Source organism: Streptomyces sp. NPDC057099, assembly GCF_042671245.1.
GTDB classification, from domain to species: Bacteria; Actinomycetota; Actinomycetes; order Streptomycetales; family Streptomycetaceae; genus Streptomyces; species Streptomyces purpurascens.
On sequence record NZ_JBHUTX010000005.1, the window covers coordinates 186,597 to 207,612 of the forward strand.

Consider the following 21,016-nt stretch of genomic DNA (forward strand, 5'->3'; position numbering starts at 1 on the left):
CGGGCGGACGCACCGCCCGACGCCCAGTATGACGGGCAGGGCGGTGTGAGTCAGGAGTCGAACGCCATCGGAAGAGCCGGGAGGGGCGACTGTCGGCCAGACTCGCCCCTGCCGGGAGGATTCACTCCGCTCCCGGTGTCACCCGCCCCGTCACCTCGCCGAGCCCCACCCGCACGCCGTCCGGCCCCGGGGCCCAGGCCGAGAGGGTCACCACGTCGCCGTCCTCCAGGAACGCCCGCTTGCCGTCCGGGAGTTCGAGGGGGTCGCGGCCGTTCCAGGTCAGCTCCAGCAGGGAACCCCGCTCCCGGTCCGACGGGCCGCTCACCGTGCCCGAGCCGTACAGGTCGCCGGTGCGCAGGGAGGCGCCGTTCACCGTCATGTGGGCCAGCTGCTGGGCGGCCGTCCAGTACATGGTGGAGAAGGGCGGCTCGGAGACGACGTGGCCGTTGACGGAGACGGTGATCCGCAGGTCGTAGCCGCCGGGTTCCTCGTCGCTGTCGTCCAGGTACGGCAGCAGCTCGTGCGTCCGGGCCGGCGGGGCCACCCGGGCGTCCTCCAGGGCGTCCAGCGGGGTGATCCACGCCGACACCGAGGTGGCGAAGGACTTGCCGAGGAACGGGCCGAGGGGGACGTACTCCCAGGCCTGGATGTCGCGCGCGGACCAGTCGTTGAGGAGGCAGAGGCCGAAGACGTGCTCGCGGAAGCCGTCGAGGGAGACCGGCTCGCCCATCCGGGACGGGGCGCCGACCACGAAGCCGACCTCCGCCTCGATGTCCAGGCGGACGGACGGTCCGAACACGGGAGCGGCGTCAGTGGGCGCCTTGCGCTGGCCCGAGGGGCGTACGACGTCCGTGCCGGAGACGACGACCGTGCCGGAGCGGCCGTGGTAGCCGATCGGCAGATGCTTCCAGTTGGGGGTGAGGGAGTCCTCGGCGTCGGGGCGGAAGATCTGGCCGACGTTCCGGGCGTGGTTCTCGGAGGCGTAGAAGTCGACGTAGTCCGCGACCTCGAAGGGCAGGTGCAGCGTCACCGAGGACAGGGGGTGGAACAGCGGTTCGACGGTCTCGCGGTGGGACGGCACGGTCACCCAGGCGGTCAGCGCCCGGCGCACGTCCGACCAGGCCGTGCGCCCCGCGGCCAGCAGCGGGTTGAGGCTCGGCTGGGCCAGCAGGGCGGCGTACGGGGAGCCGAGCGCGTGGGCCGCGGCACCGGCGTCCAGCACATGGTCGCCGAGCCGGACACCCACGGACCGGTGGGACGAGCCGGGGAGGGAGAACACGCCGTACGGCAGGTTGTGCGGGCCGAAGGGGTCGCCCTCGGGGACATCGAAGGGGGGCATCGGGTGCTGCCTCGCTTTCGGGTGTGCCATGTCGTCGCCACGTGTTCGTGGTCGTGCCACACGTTACGGGTGGCACGCCGGTCATGGGCAGAGTCCGAGGAGGCGGACCCGGGCGAACGGGGCAGGTGGGTGTGGGGGTGACCGGTCGGTGCGACTCGGACGGGGCGGACGAGGCGACACTTTCGTACGTGCCGGAAGTTATCCACAGGACGCGACGCAATCTTGACGGAGCGGTGCGAACGGGGCGACTCTGGGCGGGTGCCGGAAGGCCTCGGGGAGGGGGCGTTCCCATGGCACACCAGGGGGGCGGATGGCCATAGGGGAGGCCGGTCCGGGCTCGGTACGGCGTGGTCCACAGCCGAAGCGGCTGGAAGAGACCATGCGCGTCCGGCTCGGCCGGGAATGTGTGTATGTACCGTCGTGCCGTTTCGGGCTGTACGTGGCGCTGCGCCACTGGTGCCCGCCCGGCGGACGGGTGTTGATGTCGCCGGTCAACGACGACGTGATCTTCTTCGTCGTGCTCGCGGCCGGACTGCGCCCGGTGCAGGCGCCGCTGAACCCGCTCGACGCGTCCATCGACCTCGATGCCGTGCCCGAGGAGACGTGGCGCTCGGTGTCGGCCGTGCTCACGACGAACCTGTACGGGAACCCGGACCCGGCGCCACGCCTCAGACGGAAGTGCGACGCGCTCGGCATCCCGCTGTTCGAGGACGCGGCGCACGCCATCGGCAGCAGGGTGGGGGACCGGCCGGTCGGGGCATGGGGGGAGGCGTCCGCGTTCAGCCTGTCCAAGCATGTGGGCGCCAAGGCCGGAGGCATGCTCTCGCTCGCCGATCCGGGGCTGCGGGAGGCGGTGGAGAAGACCTGCGCGGGGCTGCTCGTGCCGCGCCGGACGAGTTCCGAACTGGCGTACGCCGTCCGTCCGTTCGCCGAGGCGACGGTGCGCGGGCTGCGGTTGCGGCGCGCCGCCTGGGCCGCGATCCGGCTGCTGGGCCTCGCGGACCGCGAGGAGATCCGGATGCCGCTGCGCCCGGACGAACTCGCCCGGGCCGAGGGCCGGGCGCCCGGGCTGGAGGCCCACCACCCTTGGGTGCGGGTCGACATGCACGACTACCGCCAGGAGTCCGGCCTGTTGCGGCTGCGGCGCATCGGGCGCAAGCTCGACCGGCTCGACGACGTGCTCGACGCCTGCCGGGCGGGCACGGAACTGCTGCTGTCCACGCCCTGGGCCAAGCCGCGCGACGCGTACGGCACCCAGCCGCTGTTCCGCGTCCCGCTGTTCGTGGCGGACCGGGACGCGGCGATCGCGGCACTGGCGCGACGGGGCATCGTCGTCGGCTACCTCTACGACCCGCCCCTGGACGACTACGCCGGTGCGGAGTTCACCGACTCCTCACCGGCCCCCGAGGCGGCCCGCTGGTTCGCGCGGCACGCGCTGCCCGTGGACCCGCTGCGGGCGCGGACGGTCGTCGAGGTGCTGGAGCGCTCCGGGGCACGACCGGTCGAAGCACCGGGGGAGCTGCCTGGGAGCAGGCCGACACCGGGAGGGCCGGGTCAGTCCCGTGGCTGAGATCCAGGTGCACGAGCCCGCCCCCGCGCGCGCCGACGGGGGCGGGCCGCGGCCTGCCGACAGCGAACACACGCACGACTCGCTGTTCAAGAACGCCTACTTCCTCATGCTCAGCACCGGCGTGTCCGCCGTTTTGGGCCTGGGATTCTGGCTGGTGGCCGCCCGCTACTACTCCGAGGAGGCCGTCGGCCAGGGCTCCGCCGCGATCGCCGCGATGCGGCTGCTCGCCAGCATCACCGCGACGACGATGATCGGGGCCGTCGTGCGCTTCGTCCCGCGCGCGGGACGGGAGACCGGGCGCCTGGTGTGGGGCACGTACGCGGCCAGTTCGCTGGTCGTGGCGCTGGCCGCCGCCGTCTTCCTGCTCACGCTGGACGCCTGGGGCGCCTCGTACGCGCCCCTGGGCACCCCCATGGCGGGGGCGGTGTTCGTCGCGGCGTGCGTGGCCTGGGCGCTGCTCACCCTCCAGGACGGCGTGCTCACCGGGCTGCGCAAGGCGGAGTGGGTGCCGGCCGGGAACGCGGTGTTCTCGGTCGGGAAACTGGCCCTGCTGGCCGTCTTCGCCGGCACCCTGCCCGTCCTCGGCATCTTCGTGTCCTGGGCGGTGGCGATCGCCTTCTCCACCCTGCCGCTGGGCTGGCTGATCTTCCGCAAACTCATCCCGGGCCAAGCGGCACACGACCGCGAGAAGGAACCTCCGCGACTCCGCGACATGGGCCGCTTCCTGGCCGGGGACTCGCTGGGCGCGCTGTTCAGCCTGGCCATGATCAACCTGTTGCCGGTGATGGTCGCGGTCCGCTTCAGCGCCGCGGAGAACGGCTACTTCTACGTGGCGTACACCGTCGGCGGCACGATGGAGTTCATGGCCATCAACATGGCCTCGTCCCTCACCGCGCACGCCTCGCACGACCCGCGCCAGCTCGCCGACGGCGTCCGGGGAGCGCTGCGGCGCATGACGCTGCTGCTGGTGCCGGTCGTGGCGGTGCTGGTCCTCTTCGCCCCGTACATCCTCACGCCCTTCAGCCCGGACTACGCCGAGCACGGCTCGACCGTGCTGCGGCTGCTCGCCCTGGGCGCGCTGCCGCGGGTCGTGGTGGAGCTGTACATCGGCGTGCTGCGCGTCCAGGGGCGCACGGGTGTGCTGGCCGCGCTCCAAGGCGCCATGTGCGTCCTGGTGCTGGGCAGCGCGGCCGTGCTGTTCACCCCGGCGGGGATCGCGGGCGCCGGCTGGGCGGTGCTGCTGAGCATGACGCTGATCGCCGTCGTCTCCTCGGTCGGGCTCCGCGCGGCACTGCGCCACAATGACAGCGCGCCCGTTGTCCGCCCGCCCGCCGACCCCTCCTACGGCACCCGCTGGGCCAAGCTCAACGCCACCGCCGGGTACGGCACGACCTGGGCCCGCCGGGCCGCGTACCAGCCCAGGGACGGTGACGAGGACACGGTCACGCTGTTCATCGGCCGGCCGGGGTACGAACGCGAGGCGCTGCAGGCGGACACGCTGGCGCTGATCGTGCGGCCGGAGGGGCCACACCGGGAACCACCGCACCCGCCCGGAGCACCACCCCACGAGCCCGGAGCGCCCCCGCACGATTCCGCGGCACCACCGCACGAGCCCGGAGAACCGCTCCCGGACCAGGAGTCGCAGGAGCGGCGGCTCAGAGGCGCCCTCTGGAGTCTGCTCGGTGTCGCCGCCGTCTTCTTCCTGGCACCGCTGCGCGACCTGCCCTGGCTCGACGACGCCTCCGCAGCGGCACTGACCGGACGCCAGTTGCTGGACGGGCTGCCGTTGCCCTCGCTCACCGCGGGGGGCCTGCTGCTCGTGGTGTTCGTCGCCGCCCTCACGCTGTGCACCCGGCGCGACCCGTGGCTCCCTGGCACGGCGCTGTACGCGGCCCTGCTCGCCCTGTACACCGCACCGGTCGCCCTCGGACGGGAACCGCGGCCGGTGGACGGGGCGTTGTACGAGAAGACGGCCGGCTTCCTCGCGGACACGCTCGGGCTCGACGGGCCCGAGCCGCTGCTGCGCTGGGCGCCGCCGGTCTGCCAGCTGCTGTGCCTCGTGCCGCTGTGGCTGCTGCTCGCGAGCGCGGGCGGGCGGCTGACGTGGCCGGGGCGCTGGGGGGTTCTGTATCTCGTCGCGGTCGGCGGCTGGGTGTGGCGCGAGGCGCTCGCACCCGTCGCGCCGCCCCTGCTCGCCGTCCTCGTCCTGCTCCTGCTGCTCCGTCGCGCCGTGTCGGCGTGGACGCTCTCCCGCTCCAGATCCAACCGAACGGCCGCCGGACCACCGCGCGGCCGGCCCAGCGACTGATCACGATCCAGCGCCGTACAGACAAGATCCAGCGCCGAACAGAGTCGAACAGAGCCGAATCGCCAGGGGGGAACCACCGTGCGTCCGCCAGCAACTCCACGGGAGAGATCCACGCCAGAACCCACACCTGCCCGGGGTGAAGCGGACTCGTCGGCTCCCCACCCCGAGACCTCCAGCCAGTCCTCCAGCCCCTCTTCCTCGGAGTCGTCGAGCCCCGCCCATGAGCCCGTGACGGACCTGTCCGATCTGCCTCCCGTCTGGCCCGGGCGCCGCGCCCTCGCCTGGCCCGGTGTTCCGCTGTTCGCCGCGCTCGCCCTCTGGGTGTACGCCGTACGGCACACCGACGTCTCGGGGCTCGACGACTACGGCCTGATCACCGCGCTGCACCCCACCTTCTGGGCGGGCCTCGCGGTGCTCACCACCGGCTTCTGGTTCACCGTCCGCGATCCGCGCCGACGGGGCGGCTGGGCGGCGGCGTACGTCCTCGGGCTGCTGGTGATGGAGCGGGCCACCCAGGCCGTGGTCTACCCGACTCCGCTGTACGCCTGGGCGTGGAAGCACGAGGCGGTCATCGACCATCTGCTGACGGCCGGCGGTCTGCAAACGGCCGACCAGGTCGGCGACATGGCGGTGTACGACCAGTGGCCGGGCTTCTTCGCCGCCCAGGCCGCCCTGGTGCGGCTGCTGGGCGTGGACTCGACGGCGATGTTCATGGCCTGGTGGCCCCTGGCATCCAGTCTGATGCTGCTGCTCCCGCTGCTGCTGATCTACCGCACCTTCACCGAGGACCGGCGGCTGATCTGGACGGCGGTCTGGCTCTTCTACGTCGCCAACTGGGTCGGGCAGGACTACTTCTCGCCCCAGTCCGTGGCCTACGCGCTGCATGTCGGCGTCCTGGCCGTCGTCCTGCGCCGCTTCGGCCGGTCCGCCGTGCGGCGCGGGCAGCCCCGGCAGGCCGTCTGGACGGTGGTGATCACCGTCATGCTCGTGGCGATCGTCATCTCCCACCAGCTCACCCCGGGCATGCTCGTCGTCTGCCTGCTCGCCCTGTGCCTCAGCCGCCGCTACCGCGACTGGGTCCCGGTGGTCACCACCGTCGTGATCTTCCTCGCCTGGTGTCTCACGGCGGCGCTGCCCTTCCTGTCCGCCGCGATGCCGGACATGATCCGCTCCATCGGCGACGTCGGCGCCAACGTCGAGACGGGATACGGCGCCACCCCGACCGGCACCGGAGCGATCGCGACCTCCTGGGCGGCCCGGCTGCTGTCCGGCTCCGTCCTGCTGCTCGCGGCCCTCGGCGTGCTGCGCCAACGGGTGCTGCGGCACCGGGCCCGGCCGCTGCTGCTGATCGCGGCGGCCCCGCTGCCGATGTTCGCGGCCAGCAGCTACGGCAGCGAGATGATCTTCCGGGTGCTGCTCTTCATGCTGCCCGGCGCCGCGTTCTTCGCCGCCGCCGCGCTGCTGCCCAAGGTCCGCACCCTGGCCGCCGACGCCGCCGCCCGGGAAGCCGGCAGCCGGCAGGCCGCCTCCGCCAAGGGCAACGCCAAGGGCGGACGACGGTGGCTCGGCGTCTGGCTGCCGCTGGCCGCGCTGCTCGGCGGAACCCTGGCGTTCGTCCCGGCCTACTCCGGCAAGGACCGGATCAACTACTTCCCGCCGCAGGAAGTGGCCCTCGTACGGCAGCTGTTCGACCAGGCGCCCGACGGCTCGCTCGTCGTGGCGGCCAACCGCAACTATCCGCTCGCGTACGACTCCTACTGGAGCGTCGACCACTACTGGTTCCTCGACGACGCCCGCAGTCATGTCGACCGGATCGTCCAGAAGCCGGCCGCCACTCTCGCCAGTGACATGGCCGGGGTGGAGCGGCCGGCCCGGGCCTACTTCCTGCTCACCCAGGGGCAGTCGGCCAACTCCGAGATGAACGGCCAGCTCACCAAGGCGCAGCTGGACCGCATCCGGAAGTCCGTCGCCGCCTCACCGCGGTTCCGGCTCGTGGCGCAGAACAGCGCCGGATGGCTCTACGTACTGAAGCAGTCCGAGGGAGCGGAGCGATGACACCGCAGGAACTCGTGGTCCGGATGCTGCCGCCGTTCGGCGGCTGGCTCGCGCTCGCCGCGCTCGCCCTGCCCGGCGGATCGCCGCTGCGGGGCGCCGCGGTCGTCCTCTTCCTGGCGACCGGCCCGGGCGCGGCGATGGTCAGAGTCTGCGCCCCCGCACTGGGGGCGCGGCCCGCCGAAGGGCCCGTCGAGCGCCGGGACCCGGACTTCGCACGCCACTCCGACCTGCTGGAGCGGCTGATGCTGGTGCTGTTCATGAGCATCGGTGCCGTGATGCTCGTCGCGACCGTCCTGATCGCCACGCACACCTTCAGCGCGCAGCGGGTGCTGCTGACGCTGACCCTGCTGACCACGCTCGCCGCGTTCTGTCCGCCGCTGCGCGCCTCCCCGCAGCCCAGGGCGACGCCGAGTACACCGAAGGGTTCCGCTCAGTGAGGTTCAACCGTCCCCACCGGTCCGACCGTTCCCACCGTTCCCGCCGATCCCACCGCCCCTTTCGCCGCGACCCGAACACGACGACCGAGGAGCGGCCGGCGGCCGGCCCGTTCGCATCGAGCCGGCGCCGTCTGCTGATCACGTCCGCCACGGTCGTCACCGCGGTCCTGGTCGGCGCAGTCGCCCTCCGGAACGCCTCCGGACCGGACCCCCAAGGCGCCGGTTCCAGGGCGGACTGCCGTCCCACCGCACTCCTGGAACCGCCCTGCGGCGCCTGGTTCGGCGCGTTCGTGCCGCACGAGCGCGGCGACCTGCCCGAGAAGGTGCGCGCCTACGAGAAACGCGTGGGCCGCGAGCTGGACATCGTGTACACGTACCACGACATGTCGCTGCCCCAGGGCACCCGCCGCGAGGGCCAGCTGCTCACCCCCGAGGAACAGCGCGTCGGCGAGGACCACCTGCTGCTGCTGTCCTGGGAGAGCAAGTGGTGGGGCGGCACGAAGCAGCAGCAGCCGACCTGGAAGCAGATCGCGTCCGGCGAGCTGGACGACAAGGTCGTCGACGTCCAGGCCCGGCGCATCAAGGACTACGGCAAGAAGGTCTTCCTCTCCTTCGACCTGGAGATGGACACCCGCACCCCGGACAACGGCACCCCCGCCGAGTACGTGAAGGCGTACCGGCACATCCACGACCGGTTCCGCGAGCTGGGTGTCGACAACGTGGTGTGGACGTGGATCACCACCGGCTATCTCGACCACGCCGACGAGATGAAGCGGATGTATCCCGGCGACCGGTACGTCGACTGGATCGGCTACAACCAGTACAACTACTACCGCTGCCACAACACGGGCTGGATGAGCTTCGCGCAGACCCAGGACGCCGCGCACGACTGGATCCGCGAGAACATCTCCGACGACAAGCCGCTGATGCTCTCCGAGTTCGGCACCGCCGAGGACTCGGCCCGCCCGCAGCGACAGGCCGAGTGGTACGCCCAGGTGCCCGGCGTGCTGAAGGGCCTGGACGGCGTCAAGGCCGCCCTCCAGTGGAACTACCGCGACCCCGGACCGCACTGCAACCTGGCGCTGGCCAACGACGCGGCCTGGGACAGCCTGCGCAAGGCGGCCGCCGACCCGTACCTCAACCAGCCGCTCAAGTAACGGCCGGGCGCGCCGGTCAGCCCGCGAACTCGGGCCCGTGCACGACGGCACGGGCCCGCCGGTACCACCGCCACCCGATCGTCTTCGGCCCGTCGCGGTACGGCGCGACCCGCGCGCCCGCCCCCGCCAGCCAGCCCTCGACATCGGCGACGGTGTGGGTACGCCGGACGATGAGCCGGGCGATGCGGTACCGCTCGTCGTGGTCGGAGCTGAGCGCGTGCCGTACGGCGGTCGCCGTCTCGTAGCCGGCCCGGGCCGACATGGCCCGCACCCGCGGGCTGTTGTAGCCGTGCGGATAGGCGAGGTGGCGGACCTCGTGCCCGAGGACGTCCTCCAGCACGGCCTTCGACGTGCGCAGTTCGTACGCGAGGTCCTTGCCGGACAGGGTGTCGAGCTGGGCGTGGGTGACGGTGTGGCTGCCGATCTCCATGCCGGAACGTTCCAGCTCCGCCGCCCGGTCCAGGGTCATCATCGGGGCGGGCGGCAGCAGACTGCGGCCGCCCGGGGCGATGGCGCCGGTGGTGAGATAGGCGGTGGCGGGCAGCCCCCGTCCGGCCAGTGTCTCGGCGGTCGGGCCGGGCAGATCGGCGAAGCCGTCGTCGAAGGTGAGCAGCACCGGCCGGGGCGGCAGGGGTGCCCGCCCGGCCAGATGGTCGGCGATCGCGCTGATCGTGACGGGCGTACGGCCGCTGTCCGCCAGGGCGTCGAGATGGGCCGCGAACTGCTTCGGCGTGACCGTGAACTCGGCGATCCAGTCGGGCGGGTCGTCCATCACGGCGTGGTACAGGAAGACGGGGATGGCCGGGGTCCCCGAGGGCGATATCGGCCCCTCACCACGCGTCCGTGCCGACGTCCTCATCTCGCCCCCCGAACCGTCGCGCCGACCGTCGCGCGCAGCGCCCGCCGCGCCCGCACATAGCCGACAGGCCCGTACAGCATCCCCCTGCGCTGCAGCCGCGACAGCCGCCGTGGCCAGGGATGCGTCCGCACGTCGTGGTCGCCCGGCGCGCCGCCCCCGTCCGTCTCGCGTACGGCCGTCAGCGTCCGGGCGTGGGCGAGACCGCGGGGCAGCCGTGCGAGGAACGCCGGCAGCAGCGCGGGCCGGTTCACCAGCACCGCGGTCAGATAGGCGGTGAGCCCGGCGCCGTAGCCGTACGCCTGGGTCTCCAGGTCCCGCCAGGTCTCCCGGTGGTGGTGCCACACCAGTGCGGACGGCGTGTAGCGCAGCCGGTGGCCCTGGGCCAGGACACGGACGAAGCCGTAGAGGTCGTCGCCGCCCCGGGCGGCCGTACCGGCACCGGTGGCCGGGTCGAAACCGCCGACGGAACGCAGCACCGCCGTTCGGAACGCCATGTTGGCGCCGGAGCCGAACCGCCCCGCCGTGAACGGGAACAGCGGTTCGTCGCCCGGCGGACGCGCCGGGTCGTACGTCCTTGGAGTGAAGCCCTTCGCGAAGCCGCCGTGGCTCTCCAGCAGCACCTGGGCCGGGGTCGTCAGCCGCGCGGGCAGGATCAGCCCGGTGGCGCAGCCGAGTGCGGCGTCGGCGGCGAAGGGCGCGGTCAGCTCGGTCAGCCAGCGCGGATCGGCGACCACGTCGTCGTCGGTGAAGGCGACCACCTCGCCCCGCACGGAAGCGAGACCCGCGTTGTGCGCGACCGCGAGGCCGGGCACCCGCTCGCACACGTACCGCACGCGCTCGGCGTACTTCCGCTCGATCAGCTCCCGCGTCTCGTCCGTGACGGGCGCGTTGTCCACGACGACGATCTCAAACCGGGGGTGGTCCTGCGCCAGCAGCGAGTCCAGCGCGCGGGCCAGCTGCCCGGCCCGCTCCCGGGTCGCGACGACGACACTGGTGTACGGAGGCTCACCGGCAAACCCAAAGTCCTCGACATCCCGGGCCGCACACTCCGCCCGCGCCCGCCCCTCCAGCACACCCCGCGCGTCCGCTCCCTCAGGCACCCGCCCCAGCAGCGTGCCCACGGGCCGCCCACCCCTGCGGACCAGCACGAACACCTCGCCGTGCGTCACCGGCGGGCCCCCCGGACCGGGTCTGAGCACCGCCTCCTCACCCTCGAGTCCGTCGAGGTCCAGCTCGGCGACCTGCACCGCCCCGATGTCCAGGAACCGCCGTATCTCCTCCCGCGCACGCGACGAACGAGCCATGCGCCCCTCACCCCCCACTCGTGTCAGGTACGAACTCGTGCTCAGCCACGGCGCAGCCGAGCCGCGCCCTTCAGGGTCCGCGCGGCCAGCGCCGCGAGCCGCGGCCTGCCCCGGACGAAACTGTGCGCGCGGCGCGCCGGCTCACGGCTCAGCCAGTGCAGCGCCGCGCCCGCCCCCGGCCGCGTCACCGCACCCTCGTACACGGGCAGTTCGCCCGTCTTCAGCGCGTCCTTGTACTCCGCCGCGCCCCGCCCCAGGTCGAGCATGCCGATGCCCTCGGCGGCCGCCGCCTCGGCCATCCGCAGGTGCAGCACCAGACCCGGCGAGTACTTCGCGAACTCCGGGTCGTAGGCCGGGAACCAGCAGGCCAGGACGGACGTCGAACGCAGTCCGAAGTGGGCGGCGACGGGTCGCTCTCCGGCGTACAGCACGGACAGCGTGCCGCCGCACTCCGGTGCCCGGGTTTGGGCCAGCCGTCCCACGAGCCGGGTGATCCACTCGCGGGCGAAGCGGTCCTGCCGGCCCGTCCTGCGGTACTGCGCCGACTTCCACTCCATGAGGGTGCGCAGCGCGGCCGGGTCGCGTTCGTCGAACACGAACCGCGTCTCTCCGGCCTGCCGTCCCAGCCTGCGCTCCTTGGCCAGGGTGGTCTTCAGGAACTTCGGCGACTGGGCGCGCAGCACCGACTCGTACGTCTCGTAGCCCTTCTCCACGTCGACGACGTAGGTGGCGTGCTCCTCGGCCGCGTACCGGACGAACAGCCGCTGCTCGGCCTCCAGGTTGTCGAAGGCGAAGCTCGACACCGAGCAGGCCTTGAGGAGCCGGCCCGCGTCCAGGTCCAGGCCCGGCCGCAGGATCGCCCCCTGCGCGTCCGAGACCCCGAGCCCGATCGCCCGGCCCTGGCCCAACGGGCCCCGTTCATAGGGCAGGAAGCCGACCGGCTCCGGCCCCTCGTACACCACCGCGATCCGGGCCTGCGGCCTCACCAGGCCGACGGCTTCGGTGAACTCCGGTTCCATGAAGGGGTTGCGCGGTGCCTCGGAGGCAGCGCGCAGTGCGCGCCAGCGCTCCTTCTCCCCTTCGCCGAGCTCCCCGGGCCCAGCCACGCGAATGCGCCCACTGCTCAACCTGACCCCCCGATCAAGTCCCCCCTGGACACATGGAAGGTACCGCCCGAGACGGCCCCGACGGTAGGTAGCGGACCATGTTGTTGCCAACTGGTACAGAGGCCTTCAACCGGGCAATCGGTGTCCACGGTGCGATGAAACGAAGGGGCGCGCTGTCCGTATTCTCAGATCATGGCCGCACCCATCGCATATTCACTCATCGCCACCGACCTGGACGGAACGCTGCTGCGCGGCGACGACACCCTCTCCGACCGGTCGCTCGCCGCGCTCGCGCGGGTGGCGGACACCGGTGCGCAGCACCTCGTGGTGACGGGCCGGCCGGCACCGCGTGTGCGACCGCTCCTCGACGACCTCCGCTGCACGGGGCTCGCGGTGTGCGGGCAGGGCGCGCAGGTGTACGACGCGGGCGCGGACCGGCTGCTGTGGTCCGTCACCCTGGACCGGGAACTGGCGGAGACCGCGCTCGGCAAGATCGAGGCCGAGGTGGGGCAGGTGTACGCGGCGGTCGACCAGGACGGGGTCGACGGGCTCACGCTCATCGAGCCGGGCTATCTGATGCCGCACCCGACCCTGCCGGCCGTCCGGGTCGAGCGGCGCGACGATCTGTGGGGCGAGCCGATCAGCAAGGTGCTGCTGCGCCATCCCTACCTGACGGACGACGAGTTGGCGGCGACGGCCCGTTCGGTGGTCGGCTCATTGGCGACGGTGACGATGTCGGGGCCCGGCACGGTCGAGCTCCAGCCGTGCGGTGTCACCAAGGCGACGGGCCTGGCGCTGGCCGCCGAGCATCTGGGGCTGCGGCCGGCGGACACCATCGCCTTCGGTGACATGCCCAACGACATCCCGATGTTCGACTGGGCCGCCCACGGCGTCGCGATGGCGAACGCCCATCCCGAACTCAAGGCCGTGGCCGACGAGATCACCCTGTCGAACGAGGACGACGGCATCGCCGTCGTCCTCGAGCGACTGCTGGGCGGGACGGATCAGTACGGGCCGTTGACGTTGTCGATCGAGCCGTAGCGGTCGGCCGCGTAGTTGCAGGCCGCGGTGATGTTGGCGACCGGGTCGTACGGGTCCCACGACGTGCCGTCCACGTGGTAGGCCTGGAAGGTCGGGTCGATGGTCTGGAGCAGGCCCTTGGACGGGGTGCCCTTGACGGCGTTGGAGTCCCAGTTGTTGATCGCCTGGGGGTTGCCGGACGACTCGCGCATGACGTTGCGGTAGATGCCGTCGTACGACCCCGGAATGCCCTTCTGGCCCATGATGTCCAGCGCCTCGCGGATCCATCCGTCGAGGTTGTCGGCGTAGGTCTTCGCCGAGGCCTGGGTGGCCTTGGCGACGCCGCCGGCGGGCTTGGCGGGGGCGGACGACTTGGCCGCCTTCTTCGCGGCGGGTGCCTTGGTCGTCGACACCTTCAGCTTCAGACCCGGGTGGATCAGCTTCGGGCTGTCGCCGATGGCGGAGCGGTTGTCCTTGTAGAGCTTCTTCCAGCCGCCCGCGACGTCGTACTTGTCCGCGATGCGGTAGAGGCTGTCGCCCTTGGCCACGGTGTACGTGAGCGACTTGGGCTGGGCCGCCTGGGGCACGGACTGTGCGACGGCGGGTGCGCTCTGCGGCGCCTCGGCGGCGCTGGCGTAGGTGGCTCCGAGGAGCGGGAGGGTGAGTGCCGCTGCGCCGGTGCCGGCGATGGCGACACCTCGGGTGAGCGGGTTGGTTCTGGGGCGACGGTGCTTGCCTCGTCCGGCCATGGCGATATTCCTCTCCGGCGCCTGCGAGGTGAGCTGTCGGGTTCGGGCCGGGAGGTGCCCGGCCGCGTACGGCGGTGTACTGCCGTGCGCGGCTTCACCCCGAGCCGTGCCGCTGTGCGGACCGGCGACTTACCTGGGTCCCCCGCTCCTGCCCTGCGTGAGTGAGTCGGTTCATGTGGGGGTCCGGGCGGTGGCAGGATTCGGCGTCCGCCGGACAGGCCGGGAACGTATGCGAGAGCACATGTCGGGAACAAGCACCGGAGTCACATATCGCGCGGTTGACCTTGGTCGGGGGCATTTGGCCCGCTTGATCCTTTGCGGGAGCCAAGGCTCAACTGGCGTTCGGCTGAAGGGGGTACGGGTCGATGCCGGGGTGCGGCGACACAGGGGTTAACGTGATTCAACTCACTGATCACGGGCCTGTGGGGCAATTCCCGCCAAAGGGAATTTGCTCAATCATCATGGCAAATCGTGTATATCTCACTACCTCCCGGTAAGTCGATAAATGTCTGTTCTTATGAGCTGATCGAAAACATAACGGTCGTGATCAGATACCACCCGGCCTGTAACCATGGGCGCTGGCGGTGATCGAAACGTGACCGGATACGCTGACTCGAGTGATGGCAGCGACCTATCGACAATCCGCGTAATCACCGGCAGACACAGCAGACAGGAGACCCCTCGTGACCGACGTCGGGCCGTTCGGGCTGAGCGTGCGGGACCAGGCTCTGGAAGCCGATGTCCAGGCCGGGTTGGCGGCTGTCGAGGAAGGCTTGTTCGAGGCCACCAAGAGCGAGGTGCCCTTCATCACGGAGGCCGCCCAGCATCTGGTGCGGGCCGGCGGCAAGCGGTTCCGTCCGCTGCTCGTGATGCTCTCCGCCCAGTTCGGTGACCGCTACGCGCCCGGGATCGTGCCGTCGGCCGTCGTCGTGGAGCTGACCCACCTCGCCACGCTGTACCACGACGACGTGATGGACGAGGCGACGGTGCGCCGCGGGGTGGCGAGTGCGAACACTCGCTGGGGCAACTCCGTCGCGGTCCTCACCGGCGACTTCCTCTTCGCCCGTGCCTCGCACACCCTGGCCGACCTCGGCCCGGAGGCGGTGCGGGTGCAGGCCGAGGCGTTCGAACGGCTGGTGACCGGGCAGATCCTGGAGACGGCCGGACCGCAGGACGGCCGCGACCCCGTCGAGCACTACCTGGACGTGCTGGGCGGCAAGACGGGTTCGCTGGTGGCGGTGTCGTGCCGGTTCGGCGCGATGATGTCCGGCGCCGACGAGACGACCGTGGACGTGCTGACCCAGTACGGCGAGCGGCTCGGCGTCGCCTTCCAGCTCGCCGACGACGTCCTGGACATCGCCTCCGACTCCCACGAGTCCGGCAAGACGCCCGGCACCGATCTGCGCGAGGGCATCCCCACCATGCCGGTGCTGCGGCTGCGCGAGCGGGCGGCCCGGCTCGGGCTCGCGGACGACATCGCCCTGTGCGAGCTGCTGGACTCCGACCTCACCGACGACGAACGGCACGCCGAGGCCCTGCGCCTGCTGCGCGCCCACCCGGCGCTGGAGCAGGCCCGGAAGGACACCGTCCGCTACGCCCAGGACGCCCGCTCGGCACTGGCCCCCCTGCCCGAGTGCGCCGCGAAGACGGCACTCGTGGAGCTGTGCGACGCGGTGGTGCACCGGGCGGGCTAGCCCCGAAGCCGCCCGAACCGGCCCCCGTCCCCTACGGGTCGGGGGAGGAGCCGCTCCTCCGTGTCATACCCCAGCAGTACGTGGAGTTGAGTCCGGGGTCTGACGTATTTCCCTGGCCGATTTGGTCAGATGGACACCAGGGAAAACACCACTCCTCACCTGTTCGGGTGAGAATGGCGGCTCAGGGACGAGTGCGTGGACGACACGGACAGCCGCCGCCGACCACGGAGGTAGGGCACACATGGCACCGTACGCATCCGACGACAGCACGACCGCCGGGGAGGTCGACGAGCAGCGTTCCGGACGGCGCAAGGCCGCGCGGTACGTCGTACCGGTCACGGTGATGGGGGTGGCGGCCGCGACGATCGGGCTGGTCCCCGCGCTCGCCGACTCCGGTGACCCCGACCTCCCGAAGATCACCGCACAGCAGCTCATCGAGAAGATCGCGAAGTCGGACGTCCAGCAGCTGTCCGGCACCGTGAAGATCAGCACGGACCTCGGGCTGCCGGACCTCGGCGGGCTGGAGAGCAGCCTGATGTCCGGTGCCGCGGGCCGGGGCGAGGGCGGCTCCTCCGCCGACCCGACCGCCAAGCTCACCGAACTGGCCTCCGGCACGCACACCCTGCGCGTCGCGGCCGACGGCCCGGACAAGCAGAAGCTGTCGCTGCTGGAGAACGCCGCCGAGTACAGCATCGTCCACAACGGCAAGGACGTCTGGGCCTACGACAGCAAGTCGAACGAGGTCCACCACGGCACGGCCTCCGAGAGCGGCAAGGACCACCGGCAGCAGCCGCCGGCCACGCCGAAGGACTTCGCCGAGGAGGCCCTCAAGGCGGCCGACGACACGACCTCCGTGACCGTGGACGGCACCGCCCAGGTCGCCGGCCGGGACGCCTACAAGCTGCTCATCAAGCCGAAGCAGTCCGGCTCGACGGTCGGCGCGATCACCGTGGCCGTGGACGCGAAGACGGGCACCCCGCTGAAGTTCACGCTGACCCCGGCGAGCGGTGGCTCCGCCGTCGTCGACGCGGGCTTCACCCAGGTCGACTTCGCCAAGCCGGCCGCGTCGACCTTCGACTTCACCCCGCCGAAGGGGGCGAAGGTCACCGAGGAGGAGGCGCCCGAGAAGGGCTCCGAGAAGGGCCTCGAGAAGGGCTTCGGCAAGGACTTCGGCAAGGACTTCGACAAGGGGGAGGCCCCTCGGCACGCCCCGAAGTCCCTCCCGAAGTCCGATGAGGACCTCGGCCAGGGCCTCGACGGCATGAAGACCATCGGCGAGGGCTGGAACGCGATAGCCACCTTCGACACCGGCGGCGAGGGCGTGCCCTCCGGCAAGGCCGGCGGCGACCTCGGCGGCTTCGTGGACTCGCTCGGCGACAAGGTCACCGGCAAGTTCGGCTCGGGCACGGTCTTCTCGACCCGCCTGGTCAACGCCCTGATCACGGACGACGGCAAGGTCTACGTCGGTCTGGTCACCAAGGACGCGCTGGTGAAGGCGGCCGACGCCGGCAAGTAAGTCCCGTACCGCCACGGGGCGTCGAGAGAACGAGGAAGCCGATGGGCGAACCGTCCGCCACGGAATCGGAGCGGCGGGAGGCGCGGGGTGAGTCCGAAGACCCCGCGGACCCCGTCATCTCCACCCGCGCGCTCACCAAGCGCTACCGGGGCGGACAGCTCGCCGTCGACGGTCTCGACCTGACCGTCCCGGCGGGCAGCGTCTTCGGCTTCCTCGGCCCCAACGGCTCCGGCAAGACCACCACCATCCGCATGCTGATGGGCCTCATCGAGGCCACCTCCGGCACGGCGCGGGTCCTCGGGCAGCCCATGCCCCGGGCCACCCGCGCCGTGCTGCCGCACGTCGGCGCCCTCATCGAGGGCCCGGCCCTCTACGGCTTCCTCTCCGGCCGCGACAACCTCATCCGGTACGACTCGGCCGACCCGGCCGCCGATCCGCGCACCCGGCGGGCCCGGGTCGCCGCCGCCCTGGACCGGGTGGGCCTGACCGCCGCGGGGAGCAAGAAGGCCAAGGCGTACTCGCTGGGCATGAAGCAGCGCCTGGGCCTCGCGGCCGCGCTGCTCCAGCCGCGCCGGCTGCTGGTGCTCGACGAGCCGACCAACGGCCTCGACCCGCAGGGCATGCGCGAGATCCGCACCCTGATCCGGGAGCTGGCCTCGGACGGCACGACCGTCTTCCTCTCCTCCCATCTGCTCGACGAGATCGAGCAGGTCTGCACGCACGCGGCCGTGATGGCCCAGGGCCGACTGATCACTCAGGGCCCGGTGGCGGAGCTGTCCGCCGGGGCACGCGGCCGGCTCGTCGTGACCACGCCGGACCCGGCGGAGGCGGCCCGGGTGCTGAAGGAGCAGGGCGTCGGCGACCTCGTCGTCACCGACGACCGGGTGACCGGCGAACCGCCGGACCGCGACCTCGCCGACGTGAACGCCGCGCTGGTGACGGCCGGGGTGCGCGTACGCGGCTTCACCGTCGAACGGGCCTCGCTGGAGGACGCGTTCGTGGCGCTGACGGGGGAGGGGTTCGATGTCGCAGGCTGACACGGCGAAGGCCGCCGTACGCCCGGTGAGTCCGCTGTGGACCTTCGGGCTGCTGCGCAGCGAACTCACCACGACCTTCCGGCGCTGGCGCACCCTCGCGCTGCTGGCCGTCCTGGCGGGCGTGCCCGTCCTGGTCGGCATCGCCGTCAAAATCGAGACGGGTGACGGTTCGTCGCCCGGCGGTGGCGGGGGCGGAGGACCGGCTTTCATCTCGCAGATCACCAACAACGGCCTGTTCCTCGTCTTCACCGCCCTGGCCGCCACCCTCCCGTTCTTCCTGCCGATGGCGATCGGGGTCGTCGCGGGCGACGCGATCGCCGGCGAGTCGAACGCCGGCACCCTGCGCTATCTGCTCGTCGCCCCGGCCGGCCGCAGCCGTCTGCTGCTCACCAAGTACGCGACCGTCGTCATCTTCTGCCTGGTGGCCACCCTGGTGGTCGCCGTCTCGGCGCTGACGGTCGGCGCGCTGCTGTTCCCCCTGGGCGACCTGACGACCATCTCCGGTACGCGGATCAGCTTCGCCGAGGGCCTGGGCAGAGCCCTGCTGATCGCCGTCGCCGTCGCCGCGTCACTGATCGGCGTCGCGGCGCTCGGCCTGTTCGTCTCGACGCTCACGGGCAGCGGCATCGCGGCGATGGCGACCACCGTCGGCCTGCTGATCACGGTCCAGATCCTCGACCAGATCCCGCAGCTGCACGCCCTCCAGCCGTACTTCTTCTCGCACTACTGGCTGTCCTTCGCCGACCTCATGCGCGAGCCGGTCTACTGGGACGACCTGACGAAGAACCTCGGCCTCCAGGCCCTGTACGCGGCGGTGTTCGGCTCGGCGGCCTGGGCCCGCTTCACGACGAAGGACATCACGGCCTAGAGCTCTTCGCCGTCTGGGCTCACTCCTCGTACAGGAACCGGGCGGGCGGTGCCTCCTGGGAGAAGAACGTCTTCGCCCGGGTCAGCGCCTCGGTGTCGTTCAGCACGTCACCGGGCTTGCTGCCGTTGCCGAGCAGCACTCCGCCGAAGCGCATCCCCATGTACGCGGCCGAGTTGTGCAGCGTCCCGATCAGCGGGTCGGCGACCACCTCCTCCCGGTGCGCCAGGGCGGTCACGCCCCACAGGGTGCGTCCGGCCAGGGTCGCCTTGAAGTCGAGGCCGGGCGTGCGCAGCCAGCCCGACCAGTAGTCCAGGTAGCGCTTGGTCTGTGCGGAGACCGAGTACCAGTACAGGGGCGTGACGATCACGATGTCCGTCGCCGCGAGCGTGGCGTCGAGGAGCAGGGCGTGGTTGCCCTCGGTGGGGCGGACGTGGTCGCTGTCGTGCCGCAGGTCCTCGAAGTCGGGCACGGGGTGCTCGGAGAGGTCGAGCCACTGCTGTTCGGCGTCCGGGGGCAGTTGCTCGGCGGCCCGACGGGCCAGCAGCTCGGAGTTGCCCTCGGCGCGGGCGCTGCCCAGGACGAAGAGGAAGCGGCGGGTCATGGTGTCCCCCAGAAGAAAGGCGTACGGCGATTACACGCGCTTGCATCATATGCGTGCGCATTCAAATCCGCCAGGGGTGCCCGTCACGCGGGCCTGCGCGTCAGCTCTCGATACGTGCCTCCGCCTCTCGCGCCACGGCCAGCAGCAGCGCCTCCCGCCCGTGCGGCGCGACCAGGTGCAGCCCGGCCGGGCAGCCGTCCTCGCCGAAGCCCGCCGGGAGGCTCAGCGCCGGATGCCCGCTGAGGTTGAACGCCCAGGTGAGCGAGGTGGAGTAGCGGTCCCCCGGCCCTTCGTGGCCGTGCGGGGCGGTGGGTGCCGTGGGTGTCAGCAGCAGCTCGCCATCCTCGAACAGCCCGGCCAGCCGCCGGTCGTTCTCCGCCCGGTCGCGATGAGCCCCTGCCAGGTCGGCGCCGGGTGCGCGCAGGGCGAGCCACGCGGGCCCGGGGTCCGTGAGCCGCAGCGGCACCCGCGGTCGTACGAGCCGTACGACGCCCGCCGCCACGAGCCGTTCCACCGCGGCCCGGGCGAGGGCGACCGGCTCCGGATCGGGCCCGGCGAAACCGAGGTCGGGCGACCAGACGGCGGTGACGGGCAGGGGCGGGGCGACGGGCTCCGGCTCGCCCGTCACCACCTGCCACCAGCCCGCCGCGTCCGACGCCGAGCGGGCGAGCACACCGGGGACGGCAAGCCCCGTACGGTCGGCGGAGGGCAGCCGCCCGGCCGTGGCCTTCAGCCCGACGACCCCGCACCACGCCGCCGGGATCCGCACCGACCCGGCCCCGTCACTGCCCGTCGCCAGCGGCACCAGCCCGGCCGCCACCGCCACCGCCGACCCGGCCGAGGAACCGCCCGGCGTACGGTCGGCCCGCCACGGATTGACGGTCCGCCCGCGCGCACCGAGCCCCCAGGTCTGCCAGGGCGTCCCCGGCCCGGGCGCGGAGGTCGCCCCTACGACCACCCCTCCGGCTGCGACCAGCGGCCCCGCGGCCCGCATCCCGTGTCGGCCCTTCACGGCGATGGGCACACCGGCGAGTGGCAGGGGCCCGGCCTCCATGAACCCGTCGGCGACACCCCCTGGCCCTTCGGCACCACTCGTGCGAGGGGCATCCCCGGATCTGTCGGCATCACTCGTGCGAGGGACACCCCGGGGCCTGCTGGCTGCGCTCCTGCGAGGGAGATCCCCCGACCTGTCGAGGGCTCCGCTCGTGCGCCGGGGGTGCTCGGAACCGTCGGCTCCACTCGTGCGGGGGACACCCCCGGCGCACCCGTCGAGCAGCGCGTCCACCTCGCCCGCCCGCCGCAGCGCCTCCTCGTGCCACACCTCGACGAACGCGCACAGCTCCGGATCGGCCCGATCGATCCGTTCCAGTGCCGCCGCGACCACGTCCACCGCGCG

General features: G+C 72.0%; 17 protein-coding genes and 1 riboswitch. Of the genes, 10 read left to right on the top strand and 7 right to left on the bottom strand.

What is annotated here, in order from left to right; all coding sequences use genetic code 11:
- Nucleotides 1–121: 121 nt before the first annotated feature.
- Nucleotides 122–1,339 carry a fumarylacetoacetase gene (gene fahA, locus ACFT4A_RS09410; protein ID WP_382827450.1) on the bottom strand — a complete coding sequence of 406 codons (1,218 nt, stop codon included), beginning with the start codon at nt 1,337–1,339 and terminating at the stop codon, nt 122–124.
- A 310-nt stretch (nt 1,340–1,649) separates the two neighbouring features.
- Between fahA and ACFT4A_RS09415 the strand changes: the two genes are divergently transcribed.
- From ACFT4A_RS09415 to ACFT4A_RS09435, 5 genes are all read left to right on the top strand, one after another.
- Nucleotides 1,650–2,909, top strand: a complete 1,260-nt coding sequence (locus tag ACFT4A_RS09415) for a DegT/DnrJ/EryC1/StrS family aminotransferase (RefSeq protein ID WP_382827452.1) — start codon at nt 1,650–1,652, stop codon at nt 2,907–2,909.
- A complete protein-coding gene (locus tag ACFT4A_RS09420; protein WP_382827454.1) occupies nt 2,902–5,217 on the top strand; it encodes a lipopolysaccharide biosynthesis protein in 2,316 nt (771 codons plus the stop codon). The genes ACFT4A_RS09415 and ACFT4A_RS09420 overlap by 8 nt, the downstream gene beginning before the upstream one ends.
- Nucleotides 5,218–5,445: 228 nt before the next feature.
- A complete protein-coding gene (locus ACFT4A_RS09425; RefSeq protein WP_382827456.1) occupies nt 5,446–7,272 on the top strand; it encodes a glycosyltransferase in 1,827 nt (608 codons plus the stop codon).
- Entirely contained in the window at nt 7,269–7,709 is a 441-nt protein-coding gene (locus ACFT4A_RS09430; protein ID WP_382827457.1) for a hypothetical protein, read from the top strand. The genes ACFT4A_RS09425 and ACFT4A_RS09430 overlap by 4 nt, the downstream gene beginning before the upstream one ends.
- Entirely contained in the window at nt 7,706–8,866 is a 1,161-nt protein-coding gene (locus ACFT4A_RS09435) for a glycosyl hydrolase (RefSeq protein WP_382827459.1), read from the top strand. Before ACFT4A_RS09430 ends, ACFT4A_RS09435 begins: the two co-directional genes overlap by 4 nt.
- Nucleotides 8,867–8,882: 16 nt before the next feature.
- On the opposite strand, the gene ACFT4A_RS09440 is transcribed toward ACFT4A_RS09435, so the two are convergent.
- The 3 genes from ACFT4A_RS09440 to ACFT4A_RS09450 form a co-directional block, all read right to left on the bottom strand.
- Nucleotides 8,883–9,638, bottom strand: coding sequence for a polysaccharide deacetylase family protein (locus ACFT4A_RS09440; protein WP_382827461.1), 756 nt, complete (start codon nt 9,636–9,638; stop codon nt 8,883–8,885).
- Between the two features lie 83 nt (nt 9,639–9,721).
- On the bottom strand, nt 9,722–11,029 hold the full coding sequence (locus ACFT4A_RS09445) for a glycosyltransferase (protein WP_382827463.1): 1,308 nt from the start codon (nt 11,027–11,029) through the stop codon (nt 9,722–9,724).
- A 41-nt stretch (nt 11,030–11,070) separates the two neighbouring features.
- The gene (locus ACFT4A_RS09450; protein WP_382827714.1) at nt 11,071–12,141 is read right to left on the bottom strand and encodes a GNAT family N-acetyltransferase; all 1,071 of its coding nucleotides are present in this window, start codon (nt 12,139–12,141) and stop codon (nt 11,071–11,073) included.
- Nucleotides 12,142–12,327: 186 nt separating this feature from the next.
- On the opposite strand from ACFT4A_RS09450, the gene ACFT4A_RS09455 reads away from it, so the two are divergent.
- The gene (locus ACFT4A_RS09455) at nt 12,328–13,176 is read left to right on the top strand and encodes an HAD family hydrolase (protein WP_382827465.1); all 849 of its coding nucleotides are present in this window, start codon (nt 12,328–12,330) and stop codon (nt 13,174–13,176) included.
- Here the strand turns inward: ACFT4A_RS09455 and ACFT4A_RS09460 are convergent.
- Complete coding sequence (locus tag ACFT4A_RS09460; RefSeq protein WP_382827467.1) at nt 13,140–13,904, bottom strand: transglycosylase SLT domain-containing protein; 765 nt, start codon at nt 13,902–13,904, stop codon at nt 13,140–13,142. The genes ACFT4A_RS09455 and ACFT4A_RS09460 overlap by 37 nt on opposite strands.
- Nucleotides 13,905–13,909: 5 nt before the next feature.
- A riboswitch (cyclic di-AMP (ydaO/yuaA leader) is annotated at nt 13,910–14,086 on the bottom strand.
- A gap of 501 nt (nt 14,087–14,587) precedes the next feature.
- On the opposite strand from ACFT4A_RS09460, the gene ACFT4A_RS09465 reads away from it, so the two are divergent.
- From ACFT4A_RS09465 to ACFT4A_RS09480, 4 genes are all read left to right on the top strand, one after another.
- Nucleotides 14,588–15,598 (top strand): polyprenyl synthetase family protein, encoded by a 1,011-nt coding sequence (locus tag ACFT4A_RS09465; RefSeq protein WP_382827468.1) that lies wholly within the window; start codon nt 14,588–14,590, stop codon nt 15,596–15,598.
- Between the two features lie 241 nt (nt 15,599–15,839).
- Nucleotides 15,840–17,114 carry an outer membrane lipoprotein carrier protein LolA gene (locus ACFT4A_RS09470; RefSeq protein ID WP_382827470.1) on the top strand — a complete coding sequence of 425 codons (1,275 nt, stop codon included), beginning with the start codon at nt 15,840–15,842 and terminating at the stop codon, nt 17,112–17,114.
- Between the two features lie 41 nt (nt 17,115–17,155).
- Nucleotides 17,156–18,151: an ATP-binding cassette domain-containing protein gene (locus ACFT4A_RS09475; RefSeq protein ID WP_382827471.1), complete on the top strand. Its 996-nt coding sequence runs from the start codon at nt 17,156–17,158 to the stop codon at nt 18,149–18,151.
- Nucleotides 18,138–19,019 (top strand): ABC transporter permease, encoded by an 882-nt coding sequence (locus tag ACFT4A_RS09480; RefSeq protein WP_382827473.1) that lies wholly within the window; start codon nt 18,138–18,140, stop codon nt 19,017–19,019. Before ACFT4A_RS09475 ends, ACFT4A_RS09480 begins: the two co-directional genes overlap by 14 nt.
- Nucleotides 19,020–19,038: 19 nt before the next feature.
- Here ACFT4A_RS09480 and ACFT4A_RS09485 read toward each other — a convergent pair whose 3' ends face one another.
- A complete protein-coding gene (locus ACFT4A_RS09485) occupies nt 19,039–19,620 on the bottom strand; it encodes a flavodoxin family protein (RefSeq protein WP_382827475.1) in 582 nt (193 codons plus the stop codon).
- A gap of 100 nt (nt 19,621–19,720) precedes the next feature.
- The gene (locus ACFT4A_RS09490; protein ID WP_382827476.1) at nt 19,721–21,010 is read right to left on the bottom strand and encodes an amidase family protein; all 1,290 of its coding nucleotides are present in this window, start codon (nt 21,008–21,010) and stop codon (nt 19,721–19,723) included.
- Between the last annotated feature and the right edge of the window lie 6 nt (nt 21,011–21,016).

Excerpts from the sequence above, each read along its gene's own strand:
- fahA (WP_382827450.1), bottom strand. The coding sequence starts at position 1,339 with ATGCCCCCCTTCGATGTCCCCGAGGGCGACCCCTTCGGCCCGCACAAC.
- ACFT4A_RS09415 (WP_382827452.1), top strand. The coding sequence starts at position 1,650 with ATGGCCATAGGGGAGGCCGGTCCGGGCTCGGTACGGCGTGGTCCACAG.
- ACFT4A_RS09430 (WP_382827457.1), top strand. The coding sequence starts at position 7,269 with ATGACACCGCAGGAACTCGTGGTCCGGATGCTGCCGCCGTTCGGCGGC.
- ACFT4A_RS09440 (WP_382827461.1), bottom strand. The coding sequence starts at position 9,638 with ATGGACGACCCGCCCGACTGGATCGCCGAGTTCACGGTCACGCCGAAG.
- ACFT4A_RS09445 (WP_382827463.1), bottom strand. The coding sequence starts at position 11,029 with ATGGCTCGTTCGTCGCGTGCGCGGGAGGAGATACGGCGGTTCCTGGAC.
- ACFT4A_RS09455 (WP_382827465.1), top strand. The coding sequence starts at position 12,328 with ATGGCCGCACCCATCGCATATTCACTCATCGCCACCGACCTGGACGGA.
- ACFT4A_RS09460 (WP_382827467.1), bottom strand. The coding sequence starts at position 13,904 with ATGGCCGGACGAGGCAAGCACCGTCGCCCCAGAACCAACCCGCTCACC.
- ACFT4A_RS09470 (WP_382827470.1), top strand. The coding sequence starts at position 15,840 with ATGGCACCGTACGCATCCGACGACAGCACGACCGCCGGGGAGGTCGAC.
- ACFT4A_RS09475 (WP_382827471.1), top strand. The coding sequence starts at position 17,156 with ATGGGCGAACCGTCCGCCACGGAATCGGAGCGGCGGGAGGCGCGGGGT.
- ACFT4A_RS09480 (WP_382827473.1), top strand. The coding sequence starts at position 18,138 with ATGTCGCAGGCTGACACGGCGAAGGCCGCCGTACGCCCGGTGAGTCCG.
- ACFT4A_RS09485 (WP_382827475.1), bottom strand. The coding sequence starts at position 19,620 with ATGACCCGCCGCTTCCTCTTCGTCCTGGGCAGCGCCCGCGCCGAGGGC.